The organism is Paraburkholderia sp. J76, assembly GCF_905220295.1.
In the GTDB taxonomy this organism is placed as follows: domain Bacteria; phylum Pseudomonadota; class Gammaproteobacteria; order Burkholderiales; family Burkholderiaceae; genus Paraburkholderia.
In genome coordinates, this window is record NZ_CAJMZJ010000001.1 from 738,722 (window position 1) to 755,124 (window position 16,403).

General features: G+C 58.6%; 17 protein-coding genes. 8 read left to right on the top strand and 9 right to left on the bottom strand.

The annotated features are described in order from the left end of the window. Positions 1-7: 7 nt before the first annotated feature. The 5 genes from U5768_RS03345 to U5768_RS03365 all read right to left on the bottom strand — a co-directional run bounded on the left by U5768_RS03345 (position 8) and on the right by U5768_RS03365 (position 4,845). Complete coding sequence (locus tag U5768_RS03345; protein ID WP_322028947.1) at positions 8-802, bottom strand: amidohydrolase family protein; 795 nt, start codon at positions 800-802, stop codon at positions 8-10. Positions 803-809: 7 nt separating this feature from the next. Beyond that, positions 810-2,063, bottom strand: coding sequence for a Rieske 2Fe-2S domain-containing protein (locus tag U5768_RS03350; protein ID WP_322028948.1), 1,254 nt, complete (start codon positions 2,061-2,063; stop codon positions 810-812). Between the two features lie 68 nt (positions 2,064-2,131). Further along, positions 2,132-2,437, bottom strand: a complete 306-nt coding sequence (locus tag U5768_RS03355; RefSeq protein WP_322028949.1) for a hypothetical protein — start codon at positions 2,435-2,437, stop codon at positions 2,132-2,134. Between the two features lie 9 nt (positions 2,438-2,446). After that, positions 2,447-3,631 carry an acyl-CoA dehydrogenase family protein gene (locus tag U5768_RS03360; RefSeq protein ID WP_322028950.1) on the bottom strand — a complete coding sequence of 395 codons (1,185 nt, stop codon included), beginning with the start codon at positions 3,629-3,631 and terminating at the stop codon, positions 2,447-2,449. A 71-nt stretch (positions 3,632-3,702) separates the two neighbouring features. Beyond that, positions 3,703-4,845: a glycosyl hydrolase gene (locus U5768_RS03365; protein ID WP_322028951.1), complete on the bottom strand. Its 1,143-nt coding sequence runs from the start codon at positions 4,843-4,845 to the stop codon at positions 3,703-3,705. A gap of 237 nt (positions 4,846-5,082) precedes the next feature. Here U5768_RS03365 and U5768_RS03370 point away from each other — a divergent pair, with 237 nt between their 5' ends. The 7 genes from U5768_RS03370 to U5768_RS03400 all read left to right on the top strand — a co-directional run bounded on the left by U5768_RS03370 (position 5,083) and on the right by U5768_RS03400 (position 10,796). Next, on the top strand, positions 5,083-6,039 hold the full coding sequence (locus U5768_RS03370; RefSeq protein WP_322028952.1) for a PDR/VanB family oxidoreductase: 957 nt from the start codon (positions 5,083-5,085) through the stop codon (positions 6,037-6,039). A 48-nt stretch (positions 6,040-6,087) separates the two neighbouring features. Next, on the top strand, positions 6,088-7,101 hold the full coding sequence (locus U5768_RS03375) for an amidohydrolase family protein (RefSeq protein WP_322028953.1): 1,014 nt from the start codon (positions 6,088-6,090) through the stop codon (positions 7,099-7,101). Positions 7,102-7,127: 26 nt separating this feature from the next. Continuing rightward, positions 7,128-8,129, top strand: a complete 1,002-nt coding sequence (locus U5768_RS03380; RefSeq protein ID WP_322028954.1) for a protocatechuate 3,4-dioxygenase — start codon at positions 7,128-7,130, stop codon at positions 8,127-8,129. 13 nt (positions 8,130-8,142) lie between these two features. Then, entirely contained in the window at positions 8,143-8,805 is a 663-nt protein-coding gene (locus U5768_RS03385) for an RraA family protein (protein WP_322028955.1), read from the top strand. A gap of 2 nt (positions 8,806-8,807) precedes the next feature. Then, positions 8,808-9,485, top strand: a complete 678-nt coding sequence (locus U5768_RS03390) for an RraA family protein (RefSeq protein WP_322028956.1) — start codon at positions 8,808-8,810, stop codon at positions 9,483-9,485. Next, positions 9,482-10,153 (top strand): 4-carboxy-4-hydroxy-2-oxoadipate aldolase/oxaloacetate decarboxylase, encoded by a 672-nt coding sequence (locus U5768_RS03395; protein ID WP_322028957.1) that lies wholly within the window; start codon positions 9,482-9,484, stop codon positions 10,151-10,153. The genes U5768_RS03390 and U5768_RS03395 overlap by 4 nt, the downstream gene beginning before the upstream one ends. A gap of 97 nt (positions 10,154-10,250) precedes the next feature. Beyond that, a complete protein-coding gene (locus tag U5768_RS03400; RefSeq protein ID WP_322028958.1) occupies positions 10,251-10,796 on the top strand; it encodes a flavin reductase family protein in 546 nt (181 codons plus the stop codon). A 114-nt stretch (positions 10,797-10,910) separates the two neighbouring features. Here the strand turns inward: U5768_RS03400 and U5768_RS03405 are convergent, their stop codons facing one another. Continuing rightward, positions 10,911-11,609 (bottom strand): GntR family transcriptional regulator, encoded by a 699-nt coding sequence (locus U5768_RS03405; protein ID WP_322028959.1) that lies wholly within the window; start codon positions 11,607-11,609, stop codon positions 10,911-10,913. Positions 11,610-11,775: 166 nt separating this feature from the next. Continuing rightward, complete coding sequence (locus U5768_RS03410) at positions 11,776-12,288, bottom strand: tripartite tricarboxylate transporter substrate-binding protein (protein WP_322028960.1); 513 nt, start codon at positions 12,286-12,288, stop codon at positions 11,776-11,778. Positions 12,289-12,720: 432 nt separating this feature from the next. Here U5768_RS03410 and U5768_RS03415 point away from each other — a divergent pair, with 432 nt between their 5' ends. Further along, positions 12,721-14,286, top strand: coding sequence for a methyl-accepting chemotaxis protein (locus U5768_RS03415; protein WP_322028961.1), 1,566 nt, complete (start codon positions 12,721-12,723; stop codon positions 14,284-14,286). A 49-nt stretch (positions 14,287-14,335) separates the two neighbouring features. Here U5768_RS03415 and U5768_RS03420 read toward each other — a convergent pair whose 3' ends face one another. Together U5768_RS03420 and U5768_RS03425 are read right to left on the bottom strand one after the other, a co-directional pair. Continuing rightward, positions 14,336-15,001, bottom strand: a complete 666-nt coding sequence (locus U5768_RS03420; protein ID WP_322028962.1) for a GntR family transcriptional regulator — start codon at positions 14,999-15,001, stop codon at positions 14,336-14,338. Positions 15,002-15,340: 339 nt separating this feature from the next. Then, on the bottom strand, positions 15,341-16,015 hold the full coding sequence (locus tag U5768_RS03425; RefSeq protein WP_322028963.1) for a GntR family transcriptional regulator: 675 nt from the start codon (positions 16,013-16,015) through the stop codon (positions 15,341-15,343). Between the last annotated feature and the right edge of the window lie 388 nt (positions 16,016-16,403).

Below are 16,403 nucleotides of genomic sequence, written 5' to 3' on the forward strand. Positions count from 1 at the left end.
CTCGATCTCAGTGTTTCGAAAATACGCGACGGGCATTGGCACCGAAGATTGCGCTGAGATCTTCATCAGGTAATTTTCCGAGTGCCATACGGGTGAGTTTCAATGCATTCCCGTAGCCCTCGCGAGAACTCACGACGGGAAAATCGGAACCCCACATCAGGCGCTTCGCGCCGAATGCAGTGATCGCCTCGTGGACAAGCGGTGGCGTCGTGACCCCGAAGGGACGGCCCGACTGCCATGCTTTCGGATCGCGAGGCATCAATTCGCCGAGGCCCGGCAGTTTCAGCATGACGTGCGGATAAGACGCGAGCTTGAACACCTGGCGACGAATCACAAGGTGCTCGTCCGTCGTGACAGGCGCGCTGCTGCCGCCCAAGTGTTCAAGGACGATCGTCGTCCCTGTCAGCTTCGCGACTAGCTCGACAAAACCCGGCGCGTTGAACGCTTCGGCTGAACCCACACAGCTAACAGGCAGTTCGGTATCCTGAGCAGCACGCCACGCCGGCGGAAGACGACCGTCCGCAAGGCACGAGGAAGGGCGAAGCCGAATGCCGGATACGCCGTCGCGCGCCAGCGTCTCGACCGTCATTGCAACGTCCGGTGCATCGACATCCACCCAGGCCACGCATGACAGACGGTCGGGATATCGTTTGACGCAGTCTTGCTGATATCGGTTATCCGTCTGTCCGATCATCTGGGTGAGAATGGCCCTGTCTACGCCATGCTCGTTCATTTGAGCGAGCAGCGTCTCGACAGGCTCATACCAATGAGGCGAAACGTGCGCGTGACTATCAACGATCATGGTGATCTCAAGCCTTCAGAGCGACGTCCGGATTGAGCGGCACCTCTTCCTTCCACGTGCGATCATTCGGGAAAATCACCGTCGATGCGTGGATCTGGTCCCACGGAATCGTGTTCGTCAGTACGCTCGGCAATTCGCCGGTTTCCGCGTAATTACGCGCCGCCCGGATCATCTGACGACGCCATGCAACGACCGCGACGTCCGACGTGCCGAGGTGTTCCTTCGTGCGATCGAGAATACGGCCCTGCGTTTCGCTGACTGCGTGGTCTTGCGTCAGGATGCCCTTGATGCCCGACATCGACGACGTCTTCATGGCTTCACGGTCCTGGTTGTACCAGTTGTCGATGTTGAGTTCCTTGCGGAAATTTTCATCGACCCAGTGACCGCCTTCCTGGATACGGTATTCGATGTCGACGGGCTGCGTCTCGTCGAAGAACCATTGGATGTGCCACGTCGATACGTCATCGCGCGGGACGAATGCATTGGCCATACGACGGTTCTTGCGCACGCCGAAGCCGTCGGGAGGGATCAGCGTGAAGAACGGCAGGATCACTTCCGTGACACGGGCGTGCAGCTTGCCTTCGTCGCGGAAATTACGCACGCCCGCATAGCGCAGCCCGTACAGCGTGTATTCGACTTCGATCTTCGGACGCAGATCGCGTTCGTGTTCGTATTTGGCCGGCGCCGCCCACGGTTGTTCGCGGTGCAGCACGCCCGCGTGCGCGGAGTCGATCGTGCCTTCAACGGCTTGAGCGTAGTTGCAATCCTCGAGCACCTTGAACGCCGCGACCTTCTCCGCGGGGTACGAGAGGAAGTCGAAACTGGGGAATTGCGGAATTTTCGCGGGGTCGCCCATGTACGTCCAGATCACGCCGGCGGCCTCGCGAACGGGATACGCGACGGCCTTGATACGCGAGCACAGCTTCGAATCTTCCGGCTCCGTCGGCGTATCCATGCAGCGGCCATCGACAGCGAACTTCCAGCCGTGGTACAGGCAACGCAGACCGCCTTCCGAGTTGTCGCCCAGCGCGAGCGATGCACGACGGTGGGGGCATTGTTCTTCGAGCAGACCGATCTTGCCATCGCTGTCGCGGAATGCCACGAGGTCTTCGCCCAGCAGGCGCAAACGCAAGGGCTTGCCGCCCGGCTCGCTGATTTCCGATGCCAGCATCGCCGGAATCCAGAATTGACGGATCATCTCGCCGTTCGGCGTGCCTTTGCCAACCTGGGTCAGTACGTCGTTATCTTCGCGGGAAAGCATGGGGTTTGCTCCTAAATTTCTTTGTCTATGAATATGCGCGGGAGAAGGTCTGCTCTTCCCGCTCAGCTCTATACGAGTTCGACGGCCTGTAGCAGTCGATCACGCGCGTCTGCCGTGTTGCTGTCGTTGCCGATGAAATCGTGCGCGTCGACAATCAGCTTGCGCAGAGCAACGAGGTTCTGCAGTTCCGGCGCATTCGAGCCCTTGCGTTCAGCGGTCAGGATGTCGCTATCGAGCAGGCGCCAGACTTCATCGAGTTCGGATTCACGGTAAATCATGTGTTCGAACGTACTCGACTTCTCCACGCGCCCGATCAGCTCCCGCAGCGTTTGCGGCGAATAATCCTCGATCGAATGAATGTCATTCACGTCCATCGTCAATCCTCATTTTTTTGGGCCGAAGCCGGACTGCGAAGGCGGCAGGCCGAGCGCCTCGCGTCCATAGGCGGTCAGCGCCGAATCCCACGTGAAAGCGAAATGCTGCGCCGCCGAATTCACGTCGCGCCAAATTCGTTGGAGGTCCGAAGCGTTGTAAATACTGGTGCCGCCCGCCGCTTCGAACACACTGTTGGCCGCGCGGCGCGCGGTTTGAGCCGAGTACGCCCAATTACGCGGAATGCGCGACCATTCGAGCGCCGTCAGCGATTGCGCGCTTTCTGCCGTATCGATGCGGCGCGTGTCTTCGAGAATCAATGCGTAGGCCGCGTCGAGATCCGCCGTCGCATGGGCGAGACGCTCGATGGTCGCCGACTGTTCCGCCATCTGTTCGGCTGGCATCGCCTTAAGACGCGGCGCCAGGCCTTCGCCGAACGACCGGAGCGCCGCGCGCGCGATGCCCAGCGGCGCGCCGATGAGCGAGAACGGCGTGACGTTCTGGAACGGCATTCGGTAGATGGGCGCGCGCATTGCGTCAGCGCCTTCGACGTTGCCCGTCATCATGTCTTTGACCGACACCGAACGATGCTTCGGAATAAACGCTTTCTCGACCTTGATCGTGCGGCTGCCCGTGCCGCGCAGGCCGGCCGTGTGCCAGTCATCGACGATCTGGATATCCGAGCGCGGAATCACGAAGAAGCGCGGCTCCGGCGGCCCGTCGGGACGCTGCACGGCGTTTCCGATGATGACCCATTGCACGTGGTCGATACCCGAGCAGAAGCGGCCGTCGCCGTTCACGAGCGTGTAGCCGCCGTCGACCTCGGTCACCGTGCCGCCCAGGCGGAACACGGTCGCCGTGAGTGCGTGGCCTTCGCCAAGCACATCTTGCTGTGCCTGTAACGGAAACAGATTCAACATCCAGCTATGACCGGCCAACACGCCGAACACCCAACCCGTCGAACCACAGGCCGACGCAATTTCGGCCGTCACTTCGACGAGCGTCGTAAATCCCAGTTCGGAACCGCCAAACGATTTCGGCGTAATGATGTTGAAGAGACCCGAATCACGCAGTGCAACGATCGTTTCAGCAGGCACGACGCGATCGCTTTCGGTCTGTTTGACGCGCGAACGAATCACATCATGCAAACCACGGGCGATATCAAGGGCTTCCTCGCGGCTGTTAATACGGCTCAAGGCATTCTCCTGGTAGGACTTGCTGCCGTGGAACTGGGCCCGGCGCGCAGAAAATCATGTTGATGAATCGGTCAGTGTTCGTTGCGACCGTAACGACCTTCGACGTTCAAACGCTCTTTTGCGTCGAGGAACCAGCGATAGTGACCGCCCTTTGAGATCGGCGGGACATCGTCTGAAACGACGTACCAGCTTTCGCCGTCGTTTTCAGTTGCATAGATTTCGCCCGTTGCCGTACCGGCGATGAGCATGATCTTGTCGTCCCAGTGGTAGAGCCCCATGCCCTCGATGTTGCCGATCACTTCCTCGGGCAGACCGTTACGCATATGTGCCCAGGTAGCGCCGCCGTCGACGCTCCTGAGAACCGTTGCGTTCGCCGACTTGCGAGCGCCCCAGTCACGCGGCGCGTTGCCCGGGCCGCCGAGATACAGAACGTTTTCGTTGCGCGGGTCGATGAACATGGCGTCGGGATAGCCGATGAGGTCCTGGCGCGTCATCAGGTGAACCCACGTTTGACCCGCGTCTGCGCTGTAGTGCAGGCCTTCGCCACCGCACATAAACATCTGCTTCGGATTCGACGGACGAATCACCACGCGATGATTGTCGTGATAGAACTTGTCGTTTTCCGATTCATACGAACGCGGCTCTGTCCACGTCTTGCCGTCGTCGGTGGTCTTGAGCAGTGCGCCCTGCTCGATACAGACATAGAGCGTTTCCGGTTCATCCGGATGAAACGCAATGTTCTTGACGTGCGCAACGTGCGGGGGCGGCGGAAACGTCCACTTGTCCTGGTCCGGCACCGTCATCATTTCGGGGATTTCGACCCACGAAGCACCCAGGTCGTCGCTACGATAGAGCGCGGACGGCTCGGTGCCCAGGAACAGGACCGTCTTTCCGTCGCGCTCTTGCTGCGCCATTGTGTAGATATGCGTGCTGTTCAGGCCATTGCCGGCCGGTTCCCACGTCAAGCCCAGATCCTTCGAGACCACGAGACCACCCTGGCCGTGTGCGCCCGCGAATAGCAGGCCCGCATTCGGAACGTAGAGCAACGAACTCACGTGACGATCTTCCAGTGTCCTGCGCGTCAGTTTCCACGGGGCTCGCGCATCTGCGCGCTCGAACACGAGCATTCCGCGAATCGTAGCAACCAGCAGCGTCGTTGCCGCGCCATCACCCTGCGTAACGGTTCCACCGTTGGTAGTCAGAACTGCGATCATTTTGTCTCCGTAAGGGAATACCCTGTGCGATGCCGCCTGTTTTGCTCAGAAGAGCCTTTGACTTTTTTTTGCTTAGCCCAAATAATATGCAAAAAAGAATTACGCGTCAAACGGGTTAAGAGAAACTTTCCATGATGAGTGATTGCATTGCAGCAAAGCGGTACCCGAGGAAGCGCGATGTGTAACGCTTGCGCGCCGTTTGCGGGGTTCCGTGCGTTCTACGATTTTGGAGGTGACATGACTGAAATAAATGATGTGATGACTCTGCGTCTAACCGCGAGTCAATATCTGGCACGCAACACGCTCGCGCTGACGTTTGAAGACCCCGAAGGCGAGCGACTGCCTGCCGCCGACGCGGGTTCGCACGTCGGACTGATACTGCCGAACGGATTGACGCGTCAGTACTCTCTCCTGGAGTCCAGCAATGGCCTGACGCAGCGTTCGTACGTCATCGGCGTCAAACTCGACGCGCAGTCGCGCGGCGGCTCCCGCTACATCCACGAAACGATGCGTGTCGGCGACCTCGTGCAGGTCGAGACCCCGCGCAACAACTTCCCGCTCGACGAGGATGCTGAGCACACTGTGCTGGTTGCCGGCGGTATAGGGATCACCCCTATCCTGTGTATGGCGCGCCGCCTGAAGGAAATCGGGAAGTCGCCGCGTATCTACTATTCGTGCCGGGACCGGGTCGACGTTGCCTACGCCGAGGAATTGAAGACGTTCGAAGGTTCGGTCGTTCACGTCGATGCTGAATCCGGCACGTTCCTCAACATCGCGGACGTCGTGAAGCAGGAGCCGGCGTCGGCCCACTTCTACTGCTGCGGCCCCGGGCCGATGCTCGAAGCATTCGAAACCGCCTGCAACTCGTTGCCTCCGCAACAAGTCCACGTCGAGTACTTCACCGCCAAACACGAAGCCGCACTTGATGGCAACTTCGTCGTCGAACTGCGCAAGAGCGGCAAGACGCTGACCGTCCCGCAAGGCAAAACCATTCTTAACGTCGTGCGTGAAGCCGGCGTGCCAATTTCGTATTCGTGTGAAGAAGGCGTATGCGGCGCATGTGAAGTCCGAGTGCTCGAAGGCGAGCCGGACCACCGCGACGCCATTCTCTCGGAGCCCGAGAAGGCTTCGAACAAGACAATGATTATTTGCTGTTCCGGCTGCAAGGGCGATCGTCTCGTCCTCGATCTTTAAGAAGCATGGGCGTGCCTGTCGGCACACATTGAATCAGGAGACAAATAAGTGATTATTGATTGCCACGGTCACGTCAGCGCACCCGCAGAATTGTGGGTCTACAAGGCACACATTCTTTCGCATCGCGGCGAACACGGCCGCAAGATGCCGGAAGTGACTGACGAAGAGATCCTGCACTACGCCAACAAGAAGGAGATGGCGCCCGTCGGCCACCTCGACATGCTCGACCGCGTCGGCACGAACGTCCAGTTGATGTCGCCGCGTCCGTTCCAGATGATGCATAGCCAGAAGCCGGGCAAACTCGTGCACTGGTTCACGGAAGAAACCAACAACATCATCTCGCGCACGGTCAAGCTGTTGCCGAAGCGGTTCATCGGCATCGGCGGTCTGCCGCAAGTGGCGGGCGACCCGATCGAAGTCGTGCTGCCGGAACTTGAGCGCTGCATCAAGGAACTCGGCTTCAAGGGCGTGCTGCTGAATCCGGACCCGTTCGAGAACAGCGGTGTCGAGGCGCCCGGCCTGGGTGAGCGCTACTGGTATCCGCTGTACGAAAAGCTGTGCGAACTCGACGTACCGGCTCACATCCACGCTACCGGCTCGCATTCGGCTCGCTCGCCGTACACCGTGCACTTCATCAACGAAGAAACGATCGCGGTGTTTAACCTCGTCAATTCGAACGTCTTCAACGACTTCCCGAATCTGAAGATCATGGTGTCGCACGGCGGCGGCTCGATTCCTTACCAGATCGGCCGTTTTCAGTCGGGCGCTGCGCGCGCCGGTCGCAACTTCCTGGACGGCATGCGTAACCTGTACTACGACACCGTGCTCTACTCGGAAGAATCCCTGCGCCTGCTGATAAAGACGGTTGGCTCTGACCGCTGCATGTTCGGCGCCGAGTGCCCGGGCGTGGGTTCGGCGATCAACCCCGACACCGACCGCACTTTCGACGACATCAAACCGTACATCGAGGGCTTCGACTGGCTCTCGCAGGCAGAGAAGGACGCGATTTTCTTCGGCAACGCTCGCGACTTCTTCAAGCTCAATCTTGCGGATTACGAATAATCCCGGCGCCCACAGGACTCTAAATCATGGCCAAAATCGTACTGGGAATGGGAACCTCGCACGGCCCCATGCTCATCACGCCACCTGAGACCTGGGGCGCTCGCGTACCCGATGATCGACTGAACATGCATGACTTCGAAGGCCGGGAATGGGCCTTCGATGAACTCGTCGAATATCGGCGCAGCGAAAACCTCGCGGACCAGATCACGCCCGGGAAGTGGAAGGAGCGGCACGCCCAATGCCGGGCGGCTATCGAGGAAATGGCGCGCGTACTGGCTGAAGCCAAACCTGACGTCGTTGTCATTGTCGGCAACGATCAGATGGAAATCTTCACCACGGATTGCATCCCTGCATTCGGGGTCATGCACGGCCCGACGATCGTGAACAACATGATCAGCCACGACAAGCTGATGCAAATGCCGCCAGGCGTGCGTCATTCGATGCCAGGTTACAAGCCGGAAGCGGCCACGCACGAAGGCGTGCCCGAGCTTGCAAAGCACATCATCAAGAACGCTATCGCGGACAACTTCGACGTGGCCGCGCTCAGCCGCTTGTCGGAAACAGAAACACCGCATGCATACGGCTTCGTGTTCCGCCAGTTGATGAAAGATCAGGTCGTTCCGACCGTACCGGTGTTCGTGAATACGTTCTATCCGCCGAATCAACCGACCGTCGCGCGTTGCCACGCCTTCGGTGCATCGATCGCGCGCGCAATCGAATCGTGGGATTCGGATGCACGTGTGGCTGTCATTGCCTCTGGGGGGCTAACTCACTTTGTCATCGACGAACGTATCGACAATCTGGTACTCGACGCGATGAAGAAGCACGATCTCACGCCGGTATTCGCATTGGGCGAAGAGATCTTCCAGGCGGGCACTTCGGAAATCAAGAACTGGATTCCCGTCGCCGGCATGATGGACGAACTTGGCTTCGATATGACGGTGGTCGATTACGTGCCCTGCTATCGCAGCGAAGCCGGCACCGGCAACGCGATGGGCTTTGTGTACTGGAAGCCCCAAGCCGAATAAGGAAATTTCAAATATGGCAACCAAAGACGAATATGTCCACCGCCTTCGTCGGCTGGACTGCTGCGCCGTCTCGGACGCACTCGACAAGCTCGGCTTGTCTGGCGTCGTGACCGGCGTCGCCCAGGCCTCAGGCACGAAGCGCATAGCCGGTCGCGTCATCACGATGAAGCTCGGCGTTGGCGATCCGCCTCCGGGGCCGCCGCGTCATCTGGGCACCACCGCCATCGAACTCGGCGACTCCGACGATGTGATCGTTGTCGAGCAGCGTACCGGTGTCGAGGCCGGGTCGTGGGGCGGCATCCTCTCGCTCGGCGCCAGGGTTCGCGGTATCGCCGGCGTGATCGCCGACGGGCCGGTGCGCGACATCGACGAATCGCGCGAGATGGGACTGCCGGTGTTCGCGAACAGGTTCACCGCCCTCACCGCTCGCGGTCGTATCGTCGAAAAAGGCGTGAACGTCCCCGTCGAAGTGTTCGGAACCGTAGTAGACGCCGGCGACTATGTGATCGCCGATAGCAGCGCGGTGATCTTCATCAGCGAGGCAAACATCGCCAGGGTGGTGGAGACCGCCGAAGCGATCGTGGCACGGGAGGCCTTGATGGCGAAAGCCGTAATGGCGGGCACACCGATCCATGAAGTCATGGGCGGAAACTACGAATTTATGTTGAAGGATTAACCATGTCGGAATTCGAACAAGACAGGAACGTTGCGCGCGCAGCGAAACTCGAAACGGCCACCCTGAGCGACGCGCTGGACCGCCTGGGTGTGAACGGTCAGTGCTATAAGATCAAACCGCGTGATTCGTCGTTTCGCATGGCCGGTCGGGCCTTCACGATTCTCTATGGGCCGGCCGCCTCGCCCGCGGGCACCGTGGGTGACTTTATCGACGACGTTCCGCCAGGCTCGGTCATCGTCCTCGACAATGGCGGTCGCGAAGACGCGACAGTCTGGGGCGACATCCTTACCGAAATTGCTCATCGCCGTGGTATCGCGGGCACCGTGATCGACGGCATCAACCGCGACGTCCATCTCTGCCTGTCGCTCGGCTACCCGGTTTTCTCCCGGGACAACTGGATGCGAACGGGCAAGGACCGCGTTCAGGTCGAAGCCACCAACGTTGCGGTGAACATCGGCAACGTGCGTGTTGCGCCGGGCGATCTGCTGCGCGGCGACGCCGACGGCGTGATCTCGATTCCGAAGGAACACGAAGAGCGCGTGCTCGCCGCGGCGGAAGAGATTGATGCCGCCGAGAAGGCAATCCGCGAGGCGGTTGCAACAGGCATGCGCCTGGACGAGGCTCGCAAGCAGTTCAAGTACCACCAGCTTCAAACGCGCCGGAGCGGAGAAAAAGCATGACAGGGCCGATTTTCAATCGTCACGAGACCACGCGCCTCGACATCCTGCGACCGGATATCGCGCTGCTTGACGCCGCCGCAAAACTGCCGGCAGCGACGCTTCACGAGGCAGCCGGAAAAATCGGCGTCCTGCCTTGTGAAATCAAGCCGGTCGCACCTGGATTCAAGATTTGCGGCCCCGCTGTGACCGTCCACGCACCCGGCGGCGACAACCTCTGGCTGCATCGTGCAATTTACTCAGCACAACCAGGCGATGTTCTGGTCGTATCCGTGAATCAAGCTTATGAACACGGGTATTGGGGCGAAATCATGTCGACGGCCGCGAAAGTCCGCGGGCTAGCCGGTCTGGTCATCGACGGCTGCGTTCGCGATCAGCGACTGTTGTCTGAGATCGGGTTTCCCGTGTTCGCTCGCGGACTGTGTATTCGTGGTACTGGAAAGGATTTCGGCGCGAGAGGTTGGATCAACGCCCCGACTCGATTCGGCGACGTGACGGTCAATGCCGGCGACCTGATCGTGGGTGACGAAGACGGTGTCGTCTGCATCCCGCGCGAGCGAATCGCCGAGGTGATCACCGCATCGGAAGCACGCGAAGCAGCAGAAGCCCTTCAGATGAAGCGACTCGAAGCCGGCGAGAGCACGCTCAGTATCTTCGGGTGGGACCAGTAAACCCGTCGCGACTTGCGGGTCTATTGCATGAGGTGGTGTCCGCAAAGATCGCCACCCCATCAATTTGCCCGTCTATTTCTACGATCAGGAAGGTAAAGTGAGCATAGAAGAATCTGAATTCAAACGCGCCATGCGCTGCTTGACAGGGCACGTGTGTTTGATCACGACGGGTTCTGACGCGGACGGCCCGCTTGCCGGCATGACGGCAACCGCTGTGACGTCTGTTAGCGCCTCCCCCCCTATTGTGCTGGTCTGTATCAATCGTGCGAACGCGTCTCTGGCGCACGTGCAGACCACTGGCAACTTCGTCGTCAACGTCCTGGCGCGGAGCGAGCAGGAACTAGCGCAGCGCTTCTCGCGACCGATTTCGCCGCAGGAAAAGTTTCAGTCAGGGACGTGGATTCGTATCAAGACGGGTGCTCCGGCTTTGGCCAGCGCCATGGTCAATCTCGATTGCAGCGTCGAACGTATCATCGAGATCGGCACGCACGCGGTGATTTTCGGGCATATCGAAGGCACGGCCATTAGTGGCGACATTACGGCGCCCCTGCTGTATTCCCAAGGAACCTACGGCGAATTTCAGACGAGTAAGGCCATCGATTTCCATGATTTGCTGTGGATATCGAACTGGGGGGCGGACTAGGCTGGCAATTTCGGAGCATCGCAACGGCGGGTTTTACGGCAAGGTTCGGAGCGCTCTATGGAGGTTGGTTTAACGCGATTTGCGCGCGGAAAAGCGCTCCGGTATCTTTAACATTTATTCCCGCAACGCCAGCACTCTCATTAGCCCGTCAAGGACCACCAGTCTTCCTCTTTCATAAGTTGCGAGCAACAACTCCCGGTCTTTGCTCTCCAGTGCTTTCACGAGTTCGGCTTCTACACTAGCGCTTCGATGCTGCGGATGCGCTGAAATATCGGCGGCCAACGCCCGGTAACGATCGGTCAGTCGCATCAGCCGCAGGGCTTCCCGCTTAAACACTTTATTAGACGAGAGATCGAAAATCTTGTCGTGAAGTTCACGGTGCAATTCAATCCATCCCTCACGATTACCGGCTTGAATTAGTTCCTCAAGCCGGCCAAGCAAAACCCTGAATTCCCCGATTTGCACGGATGTCGGCCAATTGACCGTCATGAGCAGCTCTGCTTCGAGGAGTTGGCGCATCCGATACAATTGGCGCGCGTCATCGCTCGATAGCTGAGCGACGAAGAATCCACGATTTGGATCGTGTTCGATGATGCCTTCCGCCGCCAGCAGTTTCAACGCCTCGCGTATCGGCACGCGGCTAATGCCAAAACGCTCAGCGAGGTCCGACTGTCGCAGTTGAAAGCCCGGTGCCAGCGTTCCCCTATTGATCAGTTTTCGCGTCTCCGACGCGACCTGGGCTGGAAAGTCAACGCCCTCCAGTTCCGCAAGTGTAACGGCAGGCGTTCGACTTCGTGTCGATATAGTATTCATTTTAGTATTATATATCGAAAAAGCCGTCCGGCAATCTTCGCGAGCAGATTGTCTGGATAGTTCGGATAGCTAGCTAGTTGTCCGCAGAAGGCGGAATTCTGCAGTGGATATCGTCAAAAAAAAACCCGCATCGCGGGTTTTTTCTTTGTTGTTACTTCGACTGAAGTCAGTACACGAAGCCTGGCATCACTTCGCTAGCCGTGGGAACGTTCTTGATCTCGGGTATGCGCGCCGAACCGAAAACCACTAGCGGACGCATCTGACCATTCTTGATATACGGTGCTGCGGCCTCGTACGGAACCGGGATCACTTGCACCTTCCCGCTCATCAAGCCTTCGATTTCCGCTGCGGTGTCTTTGTAGGACAACTTCACCATGCGAACGCCATTACGCTTTTGCAATACGTTCATCGCGGACAAATCACGCGCGCCGTCCGCCGTCGTACCGAAGGTGTAGCAGTCCGGATTGTCTTTCAGGCGGCCAATCAGGTCCGGGTAATCCTTGATGTCAGTTCCGGACACGCCTTTGCCTATCTCAGCGACCAGGACGACACCCGCGGGCGCAGCCGCGTGGCTCGCAGGCACCGGCTTAACAGGATCACCGGCGTGGGCGACGCCCGAAATCAATGCTCCCGCTGCGAGAACTGCCGTGAGGAAGAGCTTCCTTTTGAGTTTCAACATCAATTGTCTCCACGATTCGAAATGACGCCTGCAAGCGTACCTACTCGCTTAGGAACAATGTAATACTATTTTGTAGTATATGTCAATCCGAGTTGCCGTCGCGTGATATGATGCGCAGGTCTCGATGACAAAAAGAGCGCGCACGACGAGACTCCACAATTGAACCGAACCCCAATTGTGGATCGCCACGAGCCGATTTGAGACCGATGTTCCGCTTGCCTCTTTTCGAAGTCGCGAATTATTTATTCGTAGTCCTACAGACATAAGTCGGCTTGCCGCACAACGTCGAATGGGTGGAGACCCCCAAACCATGCGTACAACCTGAACGCTGACAAAAAGCCACACGCGCACACAGCCGCACCGAACCTCCACTCGCCACTGGTGGAGTCGCGCCGACACCCGGACCACTGCCAATTCGTATAGTAAGAACACATGATCCTACTTCTACGTGGTTTCAAAATTCGCAGCCGATTGCTTTTCAGCTTTTCGATTGTCATCGTGCTGATGTGCGCTGCCGCTGGCTTTGCGCTCTACCAGGCGCACCAGATTCAGTTGCACCTTCTGGACATTAAAGATACCTGGATGGCGTCGGTCGAAACGGTGAGCGATCTGCGAAGAGATCTGGATGCGGCTCAACGCGCGACAGTGGGTGTCGTACTGGCGGACAACAAGCAGTCCAAAGATACCAGCATCGAGATTCGCACAATGGCAACTGAGCGACTCAAAAAGGATATTGAAACATACGAGCGCCACGTACTTCCCGGCGAAGATCGCCAGTATTTTGAACGCGACAAGAATACGATCGCCGCGTTTCTGCTTGTAAACGACGAACTCTACGATCTCGCGATATCCGCTGTCCCGGACATGGCCGCCGAGCGGACTCTTAACAGCAACAAGAGTTTCGCAGCGTTCAAATTAGCGGGCGAAGCACTTACCGCTCACACCACGTATGTTCACGAGCAGGCGGACGAAGCCGGTGCTGTCGCCGTTCGTGAATATCACGTCGCTTTGGCGTTGACGTTCTCGGTGATGTTGCTCGCGGTGCTCGCAACGATATATGTCTCTACTGCCGTCGCGACGTCGATCACTCATCCGCTGAATGCGGCCGTAAAGATCGCAGAGGCTGTTGCGGCGGGGGACTTGACCTCGCAGGTCAACGCATACACACACACCGAGCTTGGCCTGCTGATGCGCGCGCTTCGCAATATGAATGCGAATCTGATCGATATCGTCCGGCAGGTCCGCGCAGGAAGTGAAGCTGTGCTCACGGGAGCCGCCGAAATCGCGGCCGGCAATGAGAACCTAAGTCAGCGTACCGAGGAACAGGCAGCATCGCTCGAACAGACCGTAGCCAGCATGGCTCAATTGACGACGATGGTACAAACCAACGCAACGAATGCCAGGCAGGGCCTCAAGCTCGCGCAAAACACGTCCGCTCTGGCAAACAGCGGCGGTCACGTCATGGAACAGGTCGTCCAGACAATGGCCGGTATTACCGATCAGTCCAGGGAAGTCGCCGACATCATTACGACGATCGAGGCCATCGCCTTTCAGACGAATATTCTGGCCCTGAACGCAGCGGTAGAAGCCGCCCGGGCGGGCAACGAGGGACGTGGCTTTGCCGTCGTTGCGCAAGAAGTCCGGACCTTGGCTCAGCGCTCTGCTCTAGCCGCCAAAGAGATCAAGGATCTGGTGAATCGCTCGGTAGAGCGCGTTGACGAAGGGTCCCATCTCGTGACCGATGCGGGCTCGAAAATCAATGATGTCGTGCGCGAATTCGCCCACGTTTCCACCCTGATGGACGAGATCAACAGCGCTTCCAACGACGGTCACCATGGCATCATCGAGATCAACAAAGCTATCGCGGAGATCGATCAGGTGACACAGCACAACGCAGCCCTCGTCGAAGAGGCGGCGGCCGCTGCGCGTGGCGTTCACTCCGAAGCGGAACGGCTGCAGACGTTGGTCGAAAACTTCAAGATCCCGCGCTCAATGTGAATCTGGACGTCCGGCGCCGGCCTGTGAGCCGGCCGCCGGAATACGCCGCTTAAAGCCCGCGCCCGGCAAGCACGGCCAGTATCGACTGATTGATTTTTTCGCGCTCAAGCTCATAGACCTGCATGACTTTTTCACGCTCGCGCGTGCGAATTGCAGTCATGAGCCGGCGTTCGAGGTGCGCCTTCGGTTGTTCGCCCGGCCGATGCGCCTCGGTCGCTAGAGCGCGGTACCGGTCGGTGAGTCGAATCAGGCGCAGCGCCTCGCGACGCATCACCTTGTCGGGTGAGAGATCGAAGAGCACTCCGTAGAATGCATAGTATTCATCGAGCCATTCGGCACGCTGATGGTTTCCCAGGTACTCGTCGAGATTGGCAAGCATGCTATTAAGCTCAGCCGTTCGAGCGCGATCGGGCCATTCTATCGATTGAAATAAATCCCGTTCTACCAGATAGCGATAGCGATAGAGTTGCGCCGCCTCATCCGACGAAAGCGGCCCGACGAAGAACCCCCGGTTCGGATCGTGCACGATCACGCCCCACGCTGCGAGCAGATTCAATGCTTCGCGCACAGGCACACGGCTGACACCGAAGCGGTCCGCCAGTTCCGATTGACGCATTTGCTGCCCTGGCGACAGGACACCTCTGTTGATCAGCTTACGCACCTCATCAGCAATCTGCGCCGGAAGGTCGATATCACTGAGTTCGATTTTGCTCACGTTCGTAGTTGTATTGTTTGCAGTGTCCGACGCAGCTCGCCGGTTCGGTCAGTTCGAGTTCCGACCATATTGTATGCGATCCGCAGGCGCCCCTATTCTGCCGGGAGCGCCAAAGCCACGAAGGTGTCCAGCGTGGCGCTTACGCCCGGTGCATCACGGCATGCGGATGCCCTTTTTGTGCCGTTTTTGCGAGGAAAGTATGCGCAACGAGCAACAGCGGTACATGTCGCGGATATTCCCGACCGTGACACCGCAGTCCGCCGGAATCGAAGCCGGTAAAGCACGCTGATCGTTAGCCGATGCCGGGGACTTCTGGCGCGTCGCCGCGGCGGGTCGACTTCAGACGCCGCGTGCCGCCAGAACGGCCATCAGGTTCGCGAGCACCATTGTTCGCCCCTGGTCATACGTGGCGAGCAGCAGCGCCCGGTTTTTGGTTTCCAGCGCCTTCACAAGCAGCGAGTCGATTTTTGCATTTCGATGCTCACGCTGCGCCGCGACGTCCGCTGCCAGGCCGCGATAGCGGTCGGTCAAGCGCAGCAGACGCAGCAGCTCACGCTTGAGCACCTTGTCGGGCGAAAGACCGAAGATTGTTTCGTGAAACGCCCGATGGCACTTGACCCAACTTTCGCGATCGCCCTCGCGATGCAATTCGTCGAGGTTCGTGAGCATGGCTTTAAGCGCCTTGACCTGGGCAGGTGTGGGCCACTCAACTGTTGAGAGCAGTTCCGTTTCAAGGAGCGTTCTCATACGGTAAAGCTGCCGCGCCTCTTCACTCGACAGCGGAGCCACGAAGAAACCACGGTTGGGGTCATGCTCGATGATCCCCTCAGCCGCCAGCAGCTTGAGCGCTTCCCGAATGGGCACGCGACTGATGCGAAAACGCCCGGCAAGGTCGGATTGCCGCAACTGAAGCCCGGGCGCAAGCGTACCGCGATTAATCAGCTCGCACGTTTGCGCCGCTATCTGAGCGGGAAAATCGATAGCGTCCAGCTCGAGAGGTGTTGCAGTTCCCATCCGCCCTCCACGCGCGCGATTTTATATAGTTTAGCATTATATCCAGCCGCATCGGTCACGCAGAGCATCCATCCCCTGTGCTCGCCTGGTCAACTCGACGCGCTCGCGTCGGACATCGCCAACGCCGACTTCACCGGGAATTCCCATTGCCCTGTTTCGCGCCGCCAAGGTATCGATGGCGCGCTCCTCGTACGTTGCTTCGCGGCGCACAGGTCAAATGGGGATCCCGGCTCACGCACGATCCGATCCCCGCTCAACCACGTTTGGCTCGTCACCGGACCTCGGGATTTCCCTTCCCAGAACTCTTTTGACTTTCTTAATTATTCTGAATAGTATTCAAAAAAGAATTGCAGATTATCAGGCAGCCCTCGCTTACCCGCGAAAAATT